We start from the raw sequence: 18,208 nt of genomic DNA on the forward strand, positions 1-18,208 counted from the left end.
TGATCGACCGGCGCTACCGGCAAGCGGTCACCGCGGCGGCCAGCGGCTGCGCGGCCGCCCTCGACGCGCTGCACTGGCTCACCCAATCACGGTCTCCGACGGCCGTGCGGCCCACTTCACCCACATCTCTTGGTGAGTGACACCGGTTGTACACGAGGGCCGTTCAGCCCAGTGCGGCAAGAAGCTCGCGACACGCTTCCTCGCAGCGCCGGCAGACAGCGGCGCAGATGCGGCAGTGCTCGTGATGCGCTGAGTGCAGTTCGCATTCGTCGCCGCAAGCCTTACATGTGACCGCGCATGCCTCCAGCACCGCGCGGGTGATGTTCGCATCGTATTCGGTATGACGGGACAGCACGCGGCTGGTCGTCGCGCACATGTCGGCACAGTCGAGGTTTGTGCGAACGCATTTCGTGAGGTGCGCGACCCGTTCTTCGCTGAGGTCGGAATCCGCGCACGCCGTGCATGCCTGAGCGCACTCGATACAGGTTTCGATGCACCGGATCAGTTTGGCCTTATCGACACGACCGAGCTCCCTGGGATAGGTATCCAGCATGCTGCTTACGGTGTCCATTGACCCGTTCTCCAATCTGTCTGAAACTGAAAGCTTGTGTGGCAAAAGCTAATGTGGTCTAGCGGGGTACTGAATCCGGTCCAGGTCGATCCTCCTCAATCCGGCTGACATACGCTTGATCCGGTCTTGGCCCCTAGTCGTCGACCACCTCGAGGCAGGTGCTTCCGTTTCACGGGTAAGTCATCGACTTCGGCGGCCTGATACCGACGTCTACTTGCTGCCGGGTCCGACGATGGCGACGACCTCGATCTCGACATGCTGGTTGAGTAGTGCGAGCGCCTCGACGCCTACGCGGTCCACACCGGCGGATTTTCGCCGAACAGCTTGCGGAACTGGTCCACCATCACCGACATGTGTTCATCACCAATGGCTTCGTCGGCGGTGGGGACGTGGTAGGAGTGGACGCTCACGACGTCGCTCTAGCCGGCGCCCGCCTCGGCTAGGGTCTTTTCGACGTTGTCGAACGCCTTGACGATCTCCTTTTCCAGGGACGTGGCCGACAAGGAGAAGTCCGCCTCCCAGCCGCCTTGGCCCGAGATCTCGATGCGATCGCCGACGCGCAACGCTTGTCTGTAGTGGTTACGGGTGCGGGCGATCTCGCCGTATCCGGGTGTGTCGAAAAATTCGGGCTTGGTCATCGGGTCTTCCTCTCGTCATAGATTCCTGAGCCGCGGAGTTGCTGCGCCAGATGTGCTGTCCGAGAAGGGCGGTTGGTCTCGGCGTTGGAGGTCGCTGACTCAGACCAACGACCACTATCGGTGCGGATGGGGCGAGATGTCGTCATCCGGCTGCGTAATTCACCCGGGTGAGCGGCCGCCGATGAATCGGGTCTGCGGTGCGTATTCTCGACCAGGGCGCACTCGAGCAAGCCGCCCCGCGGTCGATGTCCCCAATTCTTCCCGCACCGACCCCTCAGTTCTCGTTGCCTGCCGGTGTGGTTGAGGTTTCGTTTCTGATCGTGGCGATGGCTGCAGCGTCCTGCACCGCGACTTGGTTGGCGGCGCGTAGTACGGCGCGCACATCGCCGGCGGGTATGACGGCGGCGCCCGAGGAGTCGGCAAAGACGTAGTCTCCGGGACGGACCGCCACCCCGGCGACCACGACGGGGCGGTTCGCCTCGTAGGGGGTGACGGAATCGCCGCCCCACCGCGTTGTTTCGCCTCGGCAATAGATGGCGAGGTTGAAGCGTTGGAGCTCGGCGAAGTCGCGCAGCCGCCCGTCCGCGAGAATGCCGGCGAGCCGATGGTTGCTGACCCGAGATAGCTTAGTCCCACCGCCCAGTGACGCGTCCGTGTAGCCGTTGCTGGCCAGGACCAGCACGCGCCCGTCGGCGCCGCCTTTGATGGCGTCGTAGAACAACCTCTTGAAGTTGTAGCGCTCGGGCGGGAGAGCGGCCCGGCACGCCGGGAAGTAGGAGATGGTCACGGCGGGACCGAAGAGCTGGCGACCGGGAGTGGGGCTCACCAGGTCGAGGAGATGACACCGATGGCGGTGCAGACGCCCCATGGCGTCCACGATGTCGGCGGTGCGCACCCGGCCGGCGAGTGCGTCGAGGGACTCCATCAGTCCGCCGGGATCGGGACACGCCAGGACTCGGCGCCGCGGAAGTCCAGCCACACATCGGTGGGCGTTCGCACAAGCCGGGCCAGGATGTTTTCGCAGCACGGGCACCGCACCACGACGCCGGGCCCGCGGTGATAGACGTGACTTTCAGCGAAGGGCCCACTGCGACAGCATTTCCCGCAGGTCAATGTCAAAGCGGTGGCGTCGAGTCCGAGCACTTCTGCGACGGCGCCCGCGACCGCGTTACCGTCTACGTGCATTGGTTCGGTCATCACTCCTCGTTTCTTCGATCAACTGCTCGGCCCGAACCGCTCGGTCCGGATGGCGGACGGCTGATGCCCCTGTTCGATCAGCTTCGCGGTCACCGACTCCACAAATCCCGTTGGGCCGCATATGTAGACGCGCGCGACGTCGTCGCCGGGCACCCATTCCGTCGACACGAGGTCGGCGGCGCGGACCCGGCCGGGCGGCCGGGTGGTCTGCGGCGCGGCCACCCTGGTGTAGACCAATGCGATCTGCAGCCAGTCACAGTCGCGCTCGAGCCGGCGCAGCTCTTGGGCGTAATACACGTCGTCGGGACTGCGCACCGAATAAACCAACCGAAAGTCGGCGCTCCCGACCGTTACCCGCTGTCGCAGCATGGCCATCAACGGCACGATTCCCGATCCGCCACCGACGAGCAGAACCCGAGCCTCATGGTCGGGCCGCCAGACGAACCAGCCGCCGATGGGTCCTCGGAGTTCGATCTCGTCGCCGGCGACGAGCCCGTTGAGATAGGGCGAGACTTCCCCGTCTGGAATCTGCTGCACAGTGAGCTCGATGCGCTCGCCGTCGGCCGGTCTGCTCAGTGAGTAGCTGCGTTGCGCGCTGTACCCGTCCTCGGCGGTCAGCTTGATATCGATGTGCTGGCCGGCCAAGTGGCCGCTCCAGCCCGGCACGGTCAGTCCGATCGTTTGCGCAGACTCGGTCTCGGATTCAGAGTGGACCACGCGCGCGACCCGCCACTGCAACTTCCCATTGATGCGGACGTCCACAGCCGTCGTCAATCCCCGGCGTAGCGTTGTTCTCGCCACGGATCGCCGTAGTTGTGATAGCCCAGCCCCTCCCAGAACCCCGGCGTGTCGCTGTCGCGCAGCTCAATGGATCTCACCCATTTCGCGGACTTCCAGAAATACAGGTGCGGTACCAGTAGTCGTGCCGGGCCGCCGTGCACCGGGCCGAGCGGCGCGCCCTGGTACGCGTAGACAATCCAGGCCTTACCACCGAGAAGGTCGCCCAGCGGAAGGTTGGTGGTGTAGCCACCGTAGGAACCGACCAATGCGAATCCGGCAGCCGTGTCGATCGATTCGAAAAGTGTGTCCAGAGAGACGCCTTCCCACTTCGTATTCAGCTTGGACCACGTGGTGACGCAGTGGATGTCCACGTTGAGCCGCTCGCTGGGCAGGAGCTTGAGCTGGGCCCAGGTCCACGAATGTTCGGCGCCGAGCTCGTTGCGGATGGTGAATCGCCAGTCATCGAGATCGATCCGCGGAGTCGGTCCTGCTTGCAGGACAGGAAAGTCCCCGGTCAAATGCTGGCCGGGCGGCAGTTCGGGGCCCGATTCAGCACGGCGTCCACGAAATCCTTTGTTGACGAAAGTCATTGGTGCTCCGTCTCGCTGTGGTGATCAACCCGAACAAAGCGGAAATAGGGGTGCTGCTGGGATACGACCTCGGCGAATCACCTGCGGCGCCGGGGGAAAGGCAAAAACAACCGTGGTGGCGTCGAATTTCATTCTGCCCCTGCCGCCTGCGGTAGCCGGACCACTCCGCCGGCAGCGAATCCGGCGTCGACACCGGAAGCGAATCCCATCGACAACACGGTGCGGGCAAAGAAGACGTCGGTGAGATATGCGAGTGCGACCGCCCAGCGGTTGACTAACCGGGGAAGCGCGTAGAGGTGGTAGGCGCGGGTGATGAGCTTCGCGGGATAGCCCGACAGGTGCACGCCCAACGGATTGGCGACGGCGTAGCGCGGACCCAAGTCGACCACCATGCCCTTGTCGCTGTGGCGATAGTCCTTTCGCTGGCCGTAGCCGAGACTTGCTGCGACGTTGCGGGCCAACGTCTTCCCTTGTCGGGTCGCGTGCTGGGCGGTCGGCGGGGCGATCTTGCCAGGCCGGGTTAGGTCCGAAACGGCGGCGGCGTCGCCCGCGGCAAACACGTCGGGATGACCGGTTACCTGCAAATCGGTCCGCACCTTGAGCCGGCCCCGCTCGGTTTCCAATCCCAGCGTGGCGATCAGCGGTGAGGGGGTCACGCCGGCCACCCACGCAACCGTGTACGTGTCGATGCGCGAACCGTCGATGAGCACGACATGATCGGCGTGAACCTCCCTGAGGGTGGTGCCTAACCGCACGTCGATTCCGCGCGAGCGCAACACGCGCATCGCGGCGTCGCCGAGCCTCTGCCCCAGCTCGGGCATGACCCGGTTGGCCAAGTCCAGCAGCACAAACCGCACCGAGGCCCGATCGAAATGCATCTGCTTCGCCGCGGCGTCGGCGAGCGCACGCAGCTGCGCCGTCAATTCGGAGCCGGAATACGACGCACCGACAACGACAATCGTGCGTCGCGCGGCCGCGCGCTTCTCATTCTCGTCCACGCAAGCCAGTTCCAACTGCTCGATCACGCGATCACGCAGATACAGCGCCTCGGCCGTCGACTTCAGCCCGTGCGCGTATTCGGCCAAGCCGGGTATATCGAACAGCCGGGTCACCGAGCCCGGCGTCAAGACCAGCCGATCCCAGGACGGCGTCCCTACTTGGCCCTCCGGATCGGTGAACGACAGCAGATGCCGGTCGAAGTCAACGCTATCGACGTGGCCACGCACCGCCCGCACGCCCTTGAGCGTTCCGGCCAGCGGAACACAGACAAACCTCGGGTCGACGAGCCCTCCGGCGACATCCGCGAGCAATGGCGTGTACTGCAGGTAGTCGACCGGTGAAACTATGGTCACCCTCACATCGGAGGCACCCGCCCTGGCTAGCCGTCGGACCAGTCGGCGCGCGCACTCGAAACCGGCGAACCCGCTGCCGACGATCACAACCGAGGTGGTCGGTGCCGCCTTCCGCGGTCGACGGTGAACTGGGACCGCCTCCATATCTCTTCTCCTGTTTGATCTTCGGGTATCCACCGAGTGTCGGGGATCGATCGCGTGAGGTCGTGCTGTTCCTTGGCCGGCCACGGGGTCCTCGACGGCGGCGTGGCAGCCGGCTGTGGAGATCTCCAGCACGAGCATTCCCCGCCGCCGGGCCCTCTGTCATCACTCCTCAGCACGATTCACCCGGGTGATAACGGCGCAAGCCGCGGGTGAGGAATGATGTGCGACTCGAAGGTTGCGGCGACCCCTTGCAAGGGCGGAGGGAATCATCGGATCCGGGGTGTAATTGCGCCGCGCCGAAGGGGACTCTGAAGCGCTCGCACCACAGGATTACACTCCTGAGCGTGTCGGTATCGGCCCCATTGGGCACGACGTAATCGGCGTTCCCCCGGTTGGCGCGTAGGCGACCGAGGTCTATGTGAGTGCCGTGTGCAAACTTTCGCCATGGGAACCGTGCATGGTCTACGGGTGCGTCGCTGAGCCACACGCGCAGTCCTGGTCCGAAGGTGGTGTGCAGGTTCTCCAGCCGCAGAATTTGTGCCCCGTCAGCCAGGGTTACGAGGCGCGCGACACCACTGGTTCGATGGATGTGACCGGTGAATTCTCCACGGCGGGTGGTCCGCGCTCCCGGCGGCAGCCTTTCATCGGCGGTGGTCCTGACCAACAATTTCCACGGTTGCAGCCACCACAGCGCCACTGGCAGTCCGGCGATGGCGATCGCTGGTCGAGCGAGGCGATGCGGGATGAACCATGCCCGGGACCGCATGGCAGTCGGCCGATTTGGTTCGCGCATCAGTTCAGATCGTCGCGGGCTATGAGCCGGCGAGCCGCCTCGGTGATCGAGCCGGACAGCGACGGATAGATCGCCAGCGTCTGCGCCAAATCGTCGACGGTGATCCGGTTTTGAACAGCCATCGCGATCGGCAGTATCAGTTCCGAAGCGATCGGCGCGACCACCACGCCGCCGATGATCACGCCGCTGTCCTGCCGGCAGAATAGCTTGACGAAGCCCTGGCTCAGTTCCGACATTTTGGCCCGCGCATTGGTTTTCAACGGCAGCGTGATGCTGCGGGCCTGAATCGAGCCGCGGTCGATCGCGGTCTGCGAGACACCCACCGTCGCGACCTCCGGATGGGTGAACACCGTCGCCGCGACGGTGCCCAACCGGAGCGGCCCTACGGCCTCACCGAGCGCGTGATACATCGCGATTCGGCCCTGCATCGCGGCAACCGAGGCTAACGGCAGAACGCCGGTGCAGTCCCCCGCGGCGTAAATGCCCACGGCCGATGTCCGTGACACCCGGTCGACGGCGATGTGGCCGCTGGGCCCGGGTTCGATGCCCACGCGTTGTAAACCCAGCCGGCGGGTGTTGGGCACGGAACCGAGTGTCATCAACGCGTGGCTGCCCTCAACGGTGCGGCCGTCGGTCATTGTCACGACCACCTGCTCGCCGATGCGCCGCACGGATTGCGCCCGCGCGTGTTTGATCACTTTGACCCCGCGTTGGGCGAACGATTCCTCGAGCACCCGCGCGGCGTCGGCGTCCTCGTACGGCAACACCCGGTCGCGACTGGCTACCAGCGTTACACTCACGCCCAATTCGTTGTAGGCGTTGGCGAATTCGGTCCCGGTCACCCCGCATCCCACCACGATCAGGTGGTCGGGCAACGAGTCCAGGCCGTAGAGCTGGCGCCAGGTCAGGATGCGCTCGCCGTCCGGGCGCGCCGACGGCAGGACCCGGGGGCTCGCGCCGGTGGCGATCAAAACCACATCGGCATCGCGGATCGTGGTGCTGCCGTCGCGCGCGCTCACCTTGACGCGGTGACGCGCCAGACCGGGAGCCGTATCGACCAGCTCGCCGCGGCCCGCGATCAACTCGACACCCATGCTCAGCAGCTGGGCGGTGATATCCACCGATTGCTCGGCAGCGAGCATCTTGATCCGCTGGTGGATGTCCGCCAAACAGACCTTGGCGTCGTCAATGTGGATGTCGAAACCCAGGCGGGTCGCCCGTCGCAGTTCGGTGCGTAGCCCGGTGGAGGCGATAAAGGTCTTCGATGGCACGCAGTCGCACAGCACCGCAGCGCCGCCGACCCCGTCGGAATCGACGACGGTGACGCGGGCTACGGCGGGATCTCGTGCAGCCGCGACCAATGCCGCCTCGTAGCCGGCCGGGCCGCCGCCGAGGATCACGATGCGGATCATTGCGGCTCGAATCTCACCCACTACCCGAACGAGAGGTCGTCAAAGACGCCTCCCTCACCGGCGCCGGTGTCTTCGTCGACAACGATGTGCATGGCGGCTTCCTCGGCCGAGGCGGCGCCGCCGTCAATGCCGACGTCGTGGGCGAGGTAATCCGTCCCGGGGTCCGTAGGGTCGACATCGAAGGCGACAAGCCGACCTGCGCGCATGTCGCCGACCTGGTCGTCGATAGGCTCCCCGTCGCTGTCGGCGCTATCACCGATTCCGTCGCCATCCCACTGATCGGTCACGTCGGGTACCTCACGGGCCAGTCGGCGCGCCAGACTTTCATGGGTCCGCGCTTCCCTCGCGGTGAGACCCCAGGCCCGAAGTTCACGGGGCCGTTCCGGGGGTGAGTAGCCCTCGTCGAGGTCGACGCCCGTTTGTTCCGAGTCCAGGCTTTCTTCTGGTTCGAGCAGATGGGCTTGCACATCATCGAATTCAGAAATCCCCATCTGTGCCGTCTCCATTCCATATCCGCGAGGTCTTGGTTGTGCTGGCGGATGCGCTGCTGTTGAGACAACGGCACGCAGTGCGCAGCTGTAGACGTTTTGAATCATGACGTGCAGAGGGGTGAACTGTCGTCGCCCACCTTCGCCACTCACCCGGGTGATAGACGGCAAACGAACCGCCGTGAGCGCCGTCCACGAATTCGGCGATCTGTGCGCATCGACCTCAACAGTTTCGTCATCGAAGTCGCCATGAAAGTTTGCGCGGCCCCGACGATTGGGCCGATCGCGCAGGTCGAAGGCGAAGGGCCGGCCTGCGCGGTCACCCGGATGATTTGCCCCGGCGGGTGATGACCACTCACCCCGTCGCGCTAGATCCTGGCACCGGAACGACAACCGGAGGTCTTGTGGAGGCGAGAAAGGGCCGTACCCGCGGCCGGGCTGCGTGGTTCGGGATCGGCAACGGAACAAACGCAACCGACCGCCGGCGCGACGAAGTTGCCCCCGATCGGTCCGCGAACTCAGGTCGGGTTTTTCAACGGCGAATTGGCCGCGTGTGTTTGGTGGCCGAAAGAAGGTGATGCAATGACCGCTGGGTTCAGACGTTCGCGCATACGGTCCTCGTTCTCCCGTGGGGCATGGACCACAGCGCAGGGCAGGACCGTTCTCCCGCACCGCTCCCCTGCGGCCCGGTCCTGTCCGGCTCGGGCACGCGATGGCGCGCCGCCCTGCATGCCAATGCTTTTCGCGATGGCGGGGACGTAACGTGAGCCGCGGGCACGCTGATTGCACAAAGGCGCAAGACGTCACCCTGACCGCTGAATTCGAAAGCGCAGTCATCCCGCTTCTCGAGCGGCTGCATCGGCAAGCTCTTCGGATGACGTCCAATCGAGTGGATGCCGAGGATCTGGTTCAAGAAACGATGCTCAACGCGTATGCCGGATTCCGGGCATTCCAGCGGGGAACAAACGTCGAGGCGTGGCTGCGACGGATCATGACCAACACCAACATAAACAGCTACCGGAGGCAAAAGCGCCGTCCCGCGGAACATCCGAGTGGGGAGGTCTCCGATCGACAGCTGGCCGCCAGCGCCCCACGCACGCCCGGGGGCCTACGATCTGCCGAAGACCGGGCGCTCGAACTGCTGCCGAATCCCAACCTCAAGGCGGCAATGATGCGCCTGCCCGAGCAGTTCCGCACGGTCGTGTATTTCGCCGATATTGCGGGCTACTCCTACAAGGAGATCGCCGCCATGACGGACACCCAGCAAGGAACCGTGAGTTCGAGGCTGAACCGCGGTCGAAAACAATTGCGCGAATTGCTCTGCGCCGCGGCAACCCAGGACGTGCCCATAACGATCGAAGGCCTCGATTGGAGGACCCGGCAGCGGCGAATTGTCAACGACGCCAAGCCCGGATGGGCCCAGCCGGCAAGCGCTGATCGCTGAAGGTCTGGAACAGGAGGTCAACTGATTTGATCAATAAAGCGAGAGCTCGGTGCGGGCGCGTGGTTACCCCGTCGTCGCCGTGGAACATCGGCCTGATGCTGCCCGGACCGGAGCATCTGGCTTTCTATGCCGGCGTTGGCGCGATGGCCCTGTTCGGGATCATGGAATGGCCCGTCGTCACCGCGTTGGTGGTGGGTCATACGCTGGTCAACGCGCAACACAACAAGGCTCTTCAATCGCTTGGCGAGGCGTTGGAAGACGCCTAGCGGCAGTCGATTACGAGCCGGCGGCAACAATTGGCGACCGCCAGATCTCATGGTCGCAGGATCAGGACAGCGACCACACTGGTGATCAATCCGAATAGCAGGTGCAGCCCGAGCGCGATCGGTACGGGATTGACCCTCGCCACCCCCCGTGCGCCAGAATCAATCGCGCCGACGCCAACATAGTTGATGAGCCAGAGCGCCACGCCCGCCACCAGACCAGTTGAGAGGTACGCGTGCGTGAAATCCTGCGAGACAAGAACGATGACGACGCCGAACACCGCCGAGAGCGTGACGTGCAGGGCCCCGCCGACCAGGGTGGCCACACCAAACGCCCTGGTGTGTGTCCGTCTTGGGCCCAAGATGAGCCCGCCGATACTGTTGGGTAGCGTCCACAATCCCCGCCCACTCACCGCGCCGTAGGCCATGCCTAGCGCGGCTATTGCGAGTCCGCCGACAATGCCACCGATAACGCCTGCGACGTAGCCGCTCACAATTCCTCCTCATTGTTCTTCGGACCCGGACGCCTGGCGTGACGGGTGAAACCCGCAGAGCGCAAGGTATTTAGCGGTGAAGTGCCCGCGACCAGGACGCCGCGAACCTGGCCACCCCGTCGTGTTCGAGTACAGCGAATACGTCCGGCAGATCGACACCGACTGCGGTCAGTTGGTCGAACATCTCCTGCGCCTTTACCGCCTGGCCCGCCATGGTCTCACCGGCGATGACGCCGTGGTCGGCCACCGCCTCCAGCGTCGCCTCAGGGATGGTGCTGACCGTGTTTGGTGCCACAAGTTCCGTGACGTACCTCGTGTCAGGGTAAGCGGGGTTCTTTACACCGGTGGAAGCCCACAACGGCCGCTGCACGCGAGCACCCGCGGCGCGGAGCTCGGCGTAGCGTGGCTCGGCTTCGAAGGCCTGCTGGTAGGCCGCGTAGGCCAGTCGGGCGTTGGCGATGCCCGCCTGTCCTCGCAGTCTGCGCGCCTCATCGGTGCCGATCGCCTCGAGTCGCTTGTCGACTTCGGCGTCCACTCGCGACACGAACAGTGATGCCACGGAGTGGATTTGGGAGATATCAGCGTCCGCCTGCCTGGCGGCCTCGATGCCGGCCAGATAGGCGTCCATCACCGCTCGATGCCGTTGGACAGAAAAGATCAGCGTGACGTTGACCGAGACACCTTTGGCCAGCGTCGCGGTGATCGCGGGCAGCCCCGCTGTGGTCGCCGGTATCTTGATGAACACGTTGGGCCGGTCGACCACCTTGGTCAGCTCGACGGCCTGCGTGACCGTTGCCTCGGTGTCGTGCGCCAGCGAGGGATCGACCTCAATGGAGACTCTCCCGTCGACCCCGTCAGAGGCCTCCCACTGCGGTCGGAGTACATCGCACGCCGCCCGGACGTCGTCCGTGATCGCCGTGCGGACCGCGGTGTCGATGTCGGTACCTCGGCCCGTCAGCTCGGCGATCTGGCCATCGTAGGCGCGGCCGTTTGTCAGCGCACGCTCAAAGGTGGACGGGTTAGTAGTCACGCCGACAACGCTTCTCGTGTCGATCAGCTGCCGCAGCTTGCCGGACTGCAGCAGGTCGCGCGACAAGTCGTCCAACCAGACCGATACCCCTGCCGCCGATAGTGCAGCAAGATTCGGGTTCTGAGTCATCCCGTCACCGCCGCTCGCCGGTCGCCAAGCCGCGACGAAACCACTGCAGATACAGCCCGATAGAGCACCAGCGGCGCGTACGCACTCAGCAGCACCTGCCAATCGGGCGAAGCAGCCGGGCCGACGTCGTTATTGACTGGGCTCGGCATGTTCCGCCCCGACTGGCCCCCCGCCGCCGGCACCATTACCGCAATTGGGCAACGTCCACTCGGGGCGGACGTAGTGGCAGGTGTAGCCGGATGGATACCGCTGCAGATAGTTCTGGTGCTCGGGTTCGGCTTCCCAAAACTCGCCGGCCGGGCTCACTTCGGTGACGACGGGGCCGGGCCAGCGACCTGATTCTTCGACGTCGGCAATGGTCTGCACCGCGATCTGCTTTTGCTCGTCGTCGAGATAGAAGATCGCTGATCGGTAACTGGTTCCGACATCGTTGCCTTGACGGTTCTTGGTGGTCGGGTCGTGGATCTTAAAGAAGAATTCCAGCAATGCCCGGTAATCGGTCTCGCGGGGGTCGTAGGTGATTTCGATGGCCTCCGCGTGGCCGGGGTGATTGCGGTAGGTGGGATGGGTGTTACTGCCGCCGGTGTAGCCGACCCGGGTGGACACCACACCGGGACGCTCGCGAAACAGGTCCTCCATACCCCAAAAGCAGCCACCGGCAAGGACGGCGATCTTGTGGTCAGTCATGATTTCTCCTCGCCGACGCTTTGGTGCCGCTCCGATTCATCTTTGGTGAACAACCGCAGATACTGCCCATAACCCTGGGCTTCCAGCTCGTCGCGGTGGATGAATCGCAGGGACGCCGAGTTGATGCAGTAGCGCAAGCCGCCCGCTTGTGCGGGGCCGTCAGGGAATACGTGCCCCAGATGGCTGTCGGCGTGGGCGGATCGCACCTCGACCCGCTCCATGAAGTGGCTGCGGTCGCGCTTCTCGACAAGGCTGTCCGCGCCGATGGGCCGGGTGAAGCTGGGCCAACCGCTTCCGCTGTCGAATTTGTCCACCGAGGCGAAAAGCGGTTCACCAGAGACAACGTCGACGTAGATGCCGGGTTCATGGTTGTCGCAGTACTCGCCCGTGAACGGAAGCTCCGTGCCGCTCTGCTGAGTGACGCGGTACTGCTCGGGGGTTAGCGCGGCAACCGCGGCAGGGTTCTTGCTGTAGTTGTGTGACACTTGATCTCCTTCGTTCGCACAGCCCGGAAGCGCCGGCGTGCCGGATTAGTTGCGGCCCGCCATGATGCCGCCATCGACGTTGAGAATCGCGCCGGTGACCCAACTGGCCTCATCGGAGAGGAGGTACGTAACGGCGTTGGCGACGTCGGCCGGGGTGCCGACGCGCCCCAGGGGGTGAAGCGGCGCGAAAGTGGCGAGTGTGGCGTCGATCTCGCCCGTCGGGATGAAACCCTCGTAGAGCGGTGTCTTGACGACGGCGGGTGCCACAGCGTTGACGCGGATCTGATGTTCGGCGAGTTCGATCGCGAGGTTATGGGTCAGCGCATGAAGTCCGGCCTTTTGCATGGAGTACGCCGACGACGGGGTCAGACCGATCGCCTGATGCGCCCACATGCTGCCGATGTTGACGATGGAGCCACCCTCCCCGCGGGCGATCATGCCCTCGACGACGGTCTGCGTCAGGAAGAACAAGGCGTAGTTGAGCTCCATGTACGAGTCGTAGGTCAGCGCGTCGTGCTCGAGAAACGGTTTGGGAACAAAGAATCCAGCTGCGTTGACCAACAGTGTCGCGTCGCCGTGATTCTCGATGACGGCGCGCTGGACGTCGCCCACCGCGCTACGATCGGTCAACTCGGCGGTGACCCCCCAGGCTTGACCGCCCGCGCCGGTCAGTTCGGCGACCGTGTCATCAACACGGTCCTTTGACCGGCCAACGATCACCGCGCTGCCGCCGTGGCGCACGATGTCAACGGCGACCTGCCGGCCCATACCGGCGCTGCCTCCGACGACGATTACCTTCTTGGAATCGAAGTGCATGGTGAACCTTTCTGCTGCTGAATTCTCGGCGACTTCTGCTGGGCCCTTTGCCCAACAACAAGAGTTGTAGCCCTGGTGATTACGCCCGGCTTCGTGTCGACTCGAACTGCTATCAATCTGCTGTTCGGCGGGGTGATCTGTCATCACCCGCCCGTTGTTTCACCCGGGTGAGTTCTGCCGGGGCGCCCAGATCAACTGCTGACACCGCAATGCCGTGACGGTGTTCGCTCTCGATCACCGCGTGAGGGGCGAAGCTCCGCGACATCAGCCCGGGCAATCAGGGGACAAGAGCTTCGCGCTTCGGTGAGGAGCCAGCGCACAGTTGAGAACCGGTGCAGCCGGAGTCGTCTGCCGCCGATTTGACGTCGGCACTTTGCAGGCAGCCGGTGCTGGCGAGTCATGACTGGATTGACGGAAGCCGGTTGTAATCCCCAGAACAAAAGTCCGGGAAGTAAAGTGGCCGCGAGATACGTTTACCCGGCGGCAGGCGACGTCAGAACGTATGCCTAAGGCAACCACCGATGTGACGACGTGTACACGAAATGACGTCGGCCGCAGATTAATTACTCAGTGCCGTATCTATTCACAGCCTTGCGGCGGCGATGAAGGAGTGTCAACCATGTACGGCTCAGATGAAGAAGTGGTCCTGATCACTGAGGCCACGGCCTTGCCAGGCAGAGAAGACGAATTGCGGATTGCGCTTTCTGAGCTAATCCCGCAGTCGCTGGCCGAAGGAGACGTGAGCACCTTCCGGCTCCACGAAGACCGAGATCAGCCAGGACATTTCACACTTTATCAGCGATTCCGAAACCAGCACGGTGTCGATCTCCACGTCCAAACCGAACACTTCGCGCTCAGCGTGCGAGCGTTGGCCCAGTTCGCTGAGAACGGCGAGGCGCAGGTCACCTTCTACCATGTATTAAGTCGCTAAGCCCCTGAGCCTCCCGCGCTCCGGGTCATACCGCCCGTCGGAAGCGGGCCCTCCGGTCTATGGTCCAGGGTGACCCCGCGGCGACAGCTAATGGCCGGGCCTTATCCAGATTGGTCAGCGCCGGGACACGCAAGAGGCCGCACCACTGTGGCATTCGGGACTAGTGCGATCCCGGCGCCGGTGCGCAGGCCGGCTCTGGCAAATCCAAATCGGCTTTGCTCAGTCGGTAGATTTCAAGGGACAAGTTGTAGTACTTGTCGGTCTCACCGACCCATTCCATGCCCACCCGCCGCGCCGTGGCCACCCCGCGATGATTGCCTGGCCGCACGACTGCGAAGACCTCACTGACACCAACATTTGTGAATGCTTGATGAGCCACCGCATGACCGGCTTCCGCGCCATAGCCGCGACCCCACAGCGCCGGTGCGACCTGCCATCCGATCTCAAGATCGCTGCGGCCAGGTGGAAGTGGAAGCAGTGCCACTCCCCCGATCAGGTCGCCAGAGTCTCTATCGGTAATCGCCCATCGGCCCAGGGGCAGGCCGGTCGCGTCGCTTTCGGCGATCCACGCGCCCAAGAGTTGACGCATGTGCACGTCGTCGGTGATCACGGGCAGCGCCGGACACAGCCAACGCGAAACCTCCGCGGCCCCATATATCCCACAGGCGGCGGCGTCGTCGTCGAGCTGCCAAGGGCGCAACAAGAGCCGGGCCGTCAGTATGCGGCGCGTGCCAGGGTCCCATTCGACGTGACGATGCTCAGTCATTTCGCCTCCTGGGTTTGTCATACACACTTACTACGGCAAGTCACCCAATTTTAATCCCCGCCAAGAGCGAAAACTCGTGGCCGGCAACCCGCGGCGTTCCAACGTTCCCAGCCCGAAATCCTCGATGAGCACGTGCGCCTCGCGCGATGAGCTCGCGGGCCGCCGTCAGATCGCCCGGCTCGGCCAGATCGAGCGTAGCGCCGCGCTTTCCGGCGTTGAGTACTCGAACGTCCGGAGCGCTGCGGGTCGCCGACTCCGCCCGGGAACGGACCCCACCGGCGCAACGGATCTCCGGCTGGCTCAATTTTGGGTGACCTCGGCGCCGAGGTCGACGAAAAGCTCTGCGGTGTAGGAACTTCAGATCTCACTGGCGAGTGCGACGGTGTGGAGCCCGGCGCGGTGTCCCGTCACGCCGGAACTCCGATGGCCTTCACCTCCATGTACTGATGCAAGCCGCTGATCCCCCCGCTCTCCCGGCCGAACCCGCTCAGCTTGTAACCGCCGAACGGCGCGTCGCCCGGCCCGATGCCGTTGACCGCGACCTGGCCCGTGCGCATCCGCCGGGCGACCGCGAGCGCCCGGTCCACGTCGGCGCCCCACACCGCACCGGAGAGCCCGTAGCACGAGTTGTTCGCGATCGCGACGGCGTCGTCGTCGTCGCGGTAGCGCAGCACCGAGAGCACGGGGCCGAACACTTCCTCCTGCGCGATCGTCGAATCCGGTTGCACGCCGGTGAGAATCGTCGGTTCGAAGTAGTAGCCGACGTCCAGTCCGACAGGGCGACCGCCGCCGGTGGCCAGCGTCGCGCCGTCGTGGACCGCGCCGTCGACGTGCGCCTGCACCCGGTCGCGTTGCGCCGCGCTGATCAGCGGCCCCATCTGTACCGCCGGGTCGGTGGGGTCGCCTACCTTGACGTCGCGGGCCAGCGCGACGAGCCGATCGACGACTTCGTCGTGCAGCGAATCGGGAAGCAGCAGCCGGCTGTGCAGGATGCAGGCCTGCCCGGCATGCAACGAGCAGCAGTCGAACAGCATCTGCCGCAGCATGTCGTCGGTCACCTGCGTGTCGTCGAGGATGATGCTGGCCGACTTCCCGCCGCACTCCAGCAACAGCCGCTTCATGGCGTCGCCCGCCGACCGCATGACTTCGCAACCAACGGCGGAACTGCCGGTGAAGCTGATCATGTCGATGCGCGGATCCGTCGTGAGCAGCTTGGCGGCCTCGAGGCCCGACGGCGTGACGACATTGACCACACCGGGCGGGATGTCGGTCTCCTCGTCGATGATGCGCGCGAGCGCGAGCCCGGCCAGCGGCGTCAGCGGCGAGGGCTTGAGCACGACGGTGTTGCCCGCGGCCAGCGCGTTGTTCACCTTCATGACGTTGAGGCAGTGCGGGAAGTTCCACGGCGTCAGGATCGAGACGACGCCGAGCGGCTCGTGGCGCAGCAACGTCGTTCCGGCGCCGATCCCGGTGACCGGCTGGTCGATCAGCCTGGTGGCGAGTTGGGCGGCATGCATGGACATGTAGCCGGCGCCGTCGATCTGCATCATCCGCTCGTTGCTGACGCAGCCCCATTCGACCTGGGACAGCGCGAAGATCTCGTCGGCGTGCTTGAGCAGGGCCTCACCCAGCTGGTTCAGGCAGCCGGCCCGCTCGTCGGGGCCCGTCCGGCCCCAGGGCCCGGTGTCGAAGGCCGCACGCGCGGCGCCGATCGCCGCGCCGACCTGAGTGACACTCGCGTCGGGGGCGGTGCCGATGGATTCTTCGGTGGCCGGGTTGATGTCGTCGTAGCGGCCGTCCTCCGGCTCGACCCATCTGCCGTCGATGTAGAGCTGATAGGTGTCGACAAGAGATCCCGGAGTTTGCAGCTTGGTCATGCGGTTCCTCACCCCAACGTCGGTCATCTAACCACTTGGTGTACACCCGCGGTGCCGTGCGGTCAATCATCGACCACGCGAATTGCACACCGTTTCCGCGCTTCGTATCGGTGTTGACAGGGACGGCGCGCCGGGGTAAACACAAGGCCGCAAGACACATCACCCTAATATGTCGGAATGGTTATTCCGGGAGGCCGCCGTGCGGACCGCTTTTCCACCGCGATTCCTTCCCTTCCCGACGCGCAATCCTTCCCAGGTGTCGCGGGAGCCGCGACGGGCGCCGGTCTACTTGGATGACGTCATCTGAACTTTCGTTCTCGTGGCCTTCGCGCCAAAGGAAAACTAGGAGGACAGCCACAAGTGACCGACTCAGAAACCGTCAGCGCCAAGGTCAAGGCCCTGGTCGGTCAACCGACCGGCGGCACCGGAAAGCCCTCGCTGGCCCCAGATCCGGTCAACCAGCCGATGATCCGGCACTGGGCGTACGCGATGGCCGACATGAATCCCGTCTACCTCGACCCGGAGTTCGCCGAGAGATCGCGGTTCGGAGGCATCGTGTCGCCGCCGGTGATGCTGCAGACCTGGACCATGCCGTCACCGCTCCTGGAGGGCATCGGCGAGCGCGGTGGCGCTCCCGTCGAAATCAAAGGCAACCCAACGGCGTTCCTGGACGAGGCCGGTTACACCAGCACCGTGGCGACCAACTCGGAGTTCGAGATCGAGCGTTACCCGCGCCTGGGCGACATCATCAGCGCGACGACGGTGTACGAATCGGTCTCCGAGGAGAAGAAGACGGCGCTGGGCACCGGCTTCTTTTTGACCTGGCTGACGACCTACACCGACCAGAACGGAGAAGTTCTGGGAAGGCAGCGATTCCGGGTGCTGCGATTCAGGCCGGAGCGCTGATGGCGACCCGACTTGCGCCGGCCATCACCAAGGACACCGAGTTCTTCTGGAACGGGTTGCGGGACAACAAGCTGCTGATCCAGCGCTGCGGCGGATGCGGACAGCTGCGCCACCCGCCCCGCCCGATGTGCCCCCACTGCCGTTCCCTGGACTGGGACACCGTCGAGTCGTCGGGGCGCGGCACCGTCTACAGCTACGTGATGCCGCACGAACCGAAGTTCCCGTTCTTCGACTATCCCTACGTCGTCGTGCTGGTGGAACTCGAAGAGGGCGTGCGGCTGGTATCCAACCTGACCGGCATCGACCCGGCCGACGTGAGAACGGGGATGCCGGTCGAGGTGTGTTACCAAAGTTTCGACGGTCCTGGCTCCGAAGACTTGGTGCTGCACCAGTTCCGGCCGGTTGGGTAGGCGGG

24 protein-coding genes and 1 pseudogene are annotated in these 18,208 nt (G+C 64.5%); 7 read left to right on the forward strand and 18 right to left on the reverse strand.

The genetic code is table 11. The annotated features are described in order from the left end of the window. Nucleotides 1-140: pseudogene (locus A5701_RS28975) on the forward strand (thioredoxin-disulfide reductase); the annotation flags it as partial. 23 nt (nucleotides 141-163) lie between these two features. Here A5701_RS28975 and A5701_RS16395 read toward each other — a convergent pair. The 11 genes from A5701_RS16395 to A5701_RS16435 all read right to left on the reverse strand — a co-directional run bounded on the left by A5701_RS16395 (nucleotide 164) and on the right by A5701_RS16435 (nucleotide 7,983). Next, nucleotides 164-571 (reverse strand): four-helix bundle copper-binding protein, encoded by a 408-nt coding sequence (locus tag A5701_RS16395; protein WP_067755680.1) that lies wholly within the window; start codon nucleotides 569-571, stop codon nucleotides 164-166. A gap of 287 nt (nucleotides 572-858) precedes the next feature. Next, nucleotides 859-981: a hypothetical protein gene (locus A5701_RS29160; protein ID WP_255396797.1), complete on the reverse strand. Its 123-nt coding sequence runs from the start codon at nucleotides 979-981 to the stop codon at nucleotides 859-861. A 9-nt stretch (nucleotides 982-990) separates the two neighbouring features. Then, nucleotides 991-1,209: a Rid family hydrolase gene (locus A5701_RS28980; protein ID WP_231972838.1), complete on the reverse strand. Its 219-nt coding sequence runs from the start codon at nucleotides 1,207-1,209 to the stop codon at nucleotides 991-993. 274 nt (nucleotides 1,210-1,483) lie between these two features. Then, nucleotides 1,484-2,134 (reverse strand): RraA family protein, encoded by a 651-nt coding sequence (locus A5701_RS16405; protein WP_067755684.1) that lies wholly within the window; start codon nucleotides 2,132-2,134, stop codon nucleotides 1,484-1,486. After that, nucleotides 2,134-2,406: a DUF6510 family protein gene (locus A5701_RS16410; protein ID WP_197504997.1), complete on the reverse strand. Its 273-nt coding sequence runs from the start codon at nucleotides 2,404-2,406 to the stop codon at nucleotides 2,134-2,136. Before A5701_RS16410 ends, A5701_RS16405 begins: the two co-directional genes overlap by 1 nt. Before the next feature lie 18 nt (nucleotides 2,407-2,424). Then, entirely contained in the window at nucleotides 2,425-3,180 is a 756-nt protein-coding gene (locus tag A5701_RS16415) for a ferredoxin reductase (protein ID WP_369807426.1), read from the reverse strand. Beyond that, entirely contained in the window at nucleotides 3,177-3,776 is a 600-nt protein-coding gene (locus A5701_RS16420; protein ID WP_067755693.1) for a sulfite oxidase-like oxidoreductase, read from the reverse strand. Before A5701_RS16420 ends, A5701_RS16415 begins: the two co-directional genes overlap by 4 nt. 128 nt (nucleotides 3,777-3,904) lie before the next feature. Continuing rightward, the gene (locus tag A5701_RS16425; RefSeq protein ID WP_067755696.1) at nucleotides 3,905-5,272 is read right to left on the reverse strand and encodes an NAD(P)/FAD-dependent oxidoreductase; all 1,368 of its coding nucleotides are present in this window, start codon (nucleotides 5,270-5,272) and stop codon (nucleotides 3,905-3,907) included. Nucleotides 5,273-5,441: 169 nt separating this feature from the next. Then, nucleotides 5,442-6,065, reverse strand: a complete 624-nt coding sequence (locus tag A5701_RS29360) for a DM13 domain-containing protein (RefSeq protein ID WP_197504998.1) — start codon at nucleotides 6,063-6,065, stop codon at nucleotides 5,442-5,444. Beyond that, the gene (locus tag A5701_RS16430; protein ID WP_067755699.1) at nucleotides 6,065-7,477 is read right to left on the reverse strand and encodes an NAD(P)H-quinone dehydrogenase; all 1,413 of its coding nucleotides are present in this window, start codon (nucleotides 7,475-7,477) and stop codon (nucleotides 6,065-6,067) included. Before A5701_RS16430 ends, A5701_RS29360 begins: the two co-directional genes overlap by 1 nt. A gap of 20 nt (nucleotides 7,478-7,497) precedes the next feature. Next, on the reverse strand, nucleotides 7,498-7,983 hold the full coding sequence (locus A5701_RS16435; protein WP_067755702.1) for a DUF5709 domain-containing protein: 486 nt from the start codon (nucleotides 7,981-7,983) through the stop codon (nucleotides 7,498-7,500). 192 nt (nucleotides 7,984-8,175) lie between these two features. Between A5701_RS16435 and A5701_RS28240 the strand changes: the two genes are divergently transcribed. The 3 genes from A5701_RS28240 (at nucleotide 8,176) to A5701_RS16445 (ending at nucleotide 9,675) form a co-directional block, all read left to right on the forward strand. Further along, nucleotides 8,176-8,313: a hypothetical protein gene (locus A5701_RS28240; RefSeq protein ID WP_156670124.1), complete on the forward strand. Its 138-nt coding sequence runs from the start codon at nucleotides 8,176-8,178 to the stop codon at nucleotides 8,311-8,313. Between the two features lie 415 nt (nucleotides 8,314-8,728). Continuing rightward, nucleotides 8,729-9,409, forward strand: coding sequence for a sigma-70 family RNA polymerase sigma factor (locus tag A5701_RS16440; RefSeq protein ID WP_231972839.1), 681 nt, complete (start codon nucleotides 8,729-8,731; stop codon nucleotides 9,407-9,409). A 59-nt stretch (nucleotides 9,410-9,468) separates the two neighbouring features. Beyond that, nucleotides 9,469-9,675, forward strand: a complete 207-nt coding sequence (locus A5701_RS16445) for a hypothetical protein (protein ID WP_067755708.1) — start codon at nucleotides 9,469-9,471, stop codon at nucleotides 9,673-9,675. Nucleotides 9,676-9,722: 47 nt separating this feature from the next. Here the strand turns inward: A5701_RS16445 and A5701_RS16450 are convergent, their stop codons facing one another. The 5 genes from A5701_RS16450 to A5701_RS16470 all read right to left on the reverse strand — a co-directional run bounded on the left by A5701_RS16450 (nucleotide 9,723) and on the right by A5701_RS16470 (nucleotide 13,313). Further along, nucleotides 9,723-9,998: a hypothetical protein gene (locus tag A5701_RS16450; protein WP_067755711.1), complete on the reverse strand. Its 276-nt coding sequence runs from the start codon at nucleotides 9,996-9,998 to the stop codon at nucleotides 9,723-9,725. 238 nt (nucleotides 9,999-10,236) lie between these two features. Beyond that, nucleotides 10,237-11,325, reverse strand: a complete 1,089-nt coding sequence (gene tal / locus A5701_RS16455) for a transaldolase (protein WP_067755714.1) — start codon at nucleotides 11,323-11,325, stop codon at nucleotides 10,237-10,239. A 129-nt stretch (nucleotides 11,326-11,454) separates the two neighbouring features. Continuing rightward, complete coding sequence (msrA, locus tag A5701_RS16460) at nucleotides 11,455-12,012, reverse strand: peptide-methionine (S)-S-oxide reductase MsrA (RefSeq protein WP_082969773.1); 558 nt, start codon at nucleotides 12,010-12,012, stop codon at nucleotides 11,455-11,457. Next, nucleotides 12,009-12,497: a peptide-methionine (R)-S-oxide reductase MsrB gene (gene msrB, locus A5701_RS16465; RefSeq protein WP_067755716.1), complete on the reverse strand. Its 489-nt coding sequence runs from the start codon at nucleotides 12,495-12,497 to the stop codon at nucleotides 12,009-12,011. The genes msrA and msrB overlap by 4 nt, the downstream gene beginning before the upstream one ends. Nucleotides 12,498-12,542: 45 nt before the next feature. Then, on the reverse strand, nucleotides 12,543-13,313 hold the full coding sequence (locus A5701_RS16470) for an SDR family NAD(P)-dependent oxidoreductase (protein ID WP_067755718.1): 771 nt from the start codon (nucleotides 13,311-13,313) through the stop codon (nucleotides 12,543-12,545). Nucleotides 13,314-13,932: 619 nt separating this feature from the next. Between A5701_RS16470 and A5701_RS27560 the strand changes: the two genes are divergently transcribed. Next, nucleotides 13,933-14,244 carry a putative quinol monooxygenase gene (locus tag A5701_RS27560; RefSeq protein ID WP_197504999.1) on the forward strand — a complete coding sequence of 104 codons (312 nt, stop codon included), beginning with the start codon at nucleotides 13,933-13,935 and terminating at the stop codon, nucleotides 14,242-14,244. A gap of 160 nt (nucleotides 14,245-14,404) precedes the next feature. On the opposite strand, the gene A5701_RS16480 is transcribed toward A5701_RS27560, so the two are convergent. Together A5701_RS16480 and A5701_RS16485 are read right to left on the reverse strand one after the other, a co-directional pair. Next, a complete protein-coding gene (locus A5701_RS16480) occupies nucleotides 14,405-15,010 on the reverse strand; it encodes a GNAT family N-acetyltransferase (RefSeq protein WP_067755724.1) in 606 nt (201 codons plus the stop codon). A 407-nt stretch (nucleotides 15,011-15,417) separates the two neighbouring features. After that, nucleotides 15,418-16,887, reverse strand: coding sequence for an aldehyde dehydrogenase family protein (locus A5701_RS16485; RefSeq protein WP_067755960.1), 1,470 nt, complete (start codon nucleotides 16,885-16,887; stop codon nucleotides 15,418-15,420). Nucleotides 16,888-17,247: 360 nt separating this feature from the next. Between A5701_RS16485 and A5701_RS16490 the strand changes: the two genes are divergently transcribed. Next, entirely contained in the window at nucleotides 17,248-17,793 is a 546-nt protein-coding gene (locus tag A5701_RS16490) for a MaoC family dehydratase N-terminal domain-containing protein (RefSeq protein ID WP_067755727.1), read from the forward strand. Further along, on the forward strand, nucleotides 17,793-18,203 hold the full coding sequence (locus A5701_RS16495) for a Zn-ribbon domain-containing OB-fold protein (protein WP_067755730.1): 411 nt from the start codon (nucleotides 17,793-17,795) through the stop codon (nucleotides 18,201-18,203). The genes A5701_RS16490 and A5701_RS16495 overlap by 1 nt, the downstream gene beginning before the upstream one ends. The last annotated feature ends 5 nt before the right edge of the window (nucleotides 18,204-18,208 follow it).

This window comes from Mycobacterium sp. E3305, assembly GCF_001666785.1.
GTDB lineage: Bacteria > Actinomycetota > Actinomycetes > Mycobacteriales > Mycobacteriaceae > Mycobacterium.

Coding starts and splice junctions, on each gene's coding strand:
- A5701_RS16410 (WP_197504997.1), bottom strand. CDS start 2,406: ATGACCGAACCAATGCACGTAGACGGTAACGCGGTCGCGGGCGCCGTC.
- A5701_RS16395 (WP_067755680.1), bottom strand. CDS start 571: ATGGACACCGTAAGCAGCATGCTGGATACCTATCCCAGGGAGCTCGGT.
- A5701_RS16485 (WP_067755960.1), bottom strand. CDS start 16,887: ATGACCAAGCTGCAAACTCCGGGATCTCTTGTCGACACCTATCAGCTC.
- A5701_RS16470 (WP_067755718.1), bottom strand. CDS start 13,313: ATGCACTTCGATTCCAAGAAGGTAATCGTCGTCGGAGGCAGCGCCGGT.
- A5701_RS16425 (WP_067755696.1), bottom strand. CDS start 5,272: ATGGAGGCGGTCCCAGTTCACCGTCGACCGCGGAAGGCGGCACCGACC.
- msrA (WP_082969773.1), bottom strand. CDS start 12,012: ATGACTGACCACAAGATCGCCGTCCTTGCCGGTGGCTGCTTTTGGGGT.
- A5701_RS27560 (WP_197504999.1), top strand. CDS start 13,933: ATGTACGGCTCAGATGAAGAAGTGGTCCTGATCACTGAGGCCACGGCC.
- A5701_RS16495 (WP_067755730.1), top strand. CDS start 17,793: ATGGCGACCCGACTTGCGCCGGCCATCACCAAGGACACCGAGTTCTTC.
- A5701_RS16420 (WP_067755693.1), bottom strand. CDS start 3,776: ATGACTTTCGTCAACAAAGGATTTCGTGGACGCCGTGCTGAATCGGGC.
- A5701_RS28980 (WP_231972838.1), bottom strand. CDS start 1,209: ATGACCAAGCCCGAATTTTTCGACACACCCGGATACGGCGAGATCGCC.
- A5701_RS16435 (WP_067755702.1), bottom strand. CDS start 7,983: ATGGAGACGGCACAGATGGGGATTTCTGAATTCGATGATGTGCAAGCC.
- tal (WP_067755714.1), bottom strand. CDS start 11,325: ATGACTCAGAACCCGAATCTTGCTGCACTATCGGCGGCAGGGGTATCG.
- A5701_RS16405 (WP_067755684.1), bottom strand. CDS start 2,134: ATGGAGTCCCTCGACGCACTCGCCGGCCGGGTGCGCACCGCCGACATC.
- A5701_RS16430 (WP_067755699.1), bottom strand. CDS start 7,477: ATGATCCGCATCGTGATCCTCGGCGGCGGCCCGGCCGGCTACGAGGCG.
- A5701_RS29360 (WP_197504998.1), bottom strand. CDS start 6,065: ATGCGCGAACCAAATCGGCCGACTGCCATGCGGTCCCGGGCATGGTTC.
- A5701_RS16480 (WP_067755724.1), bottom strand. CDS start 15,010: ATGACTGAGCATCGTCACGTCGAATGGGACCCTGGCACGCGCCGCATA.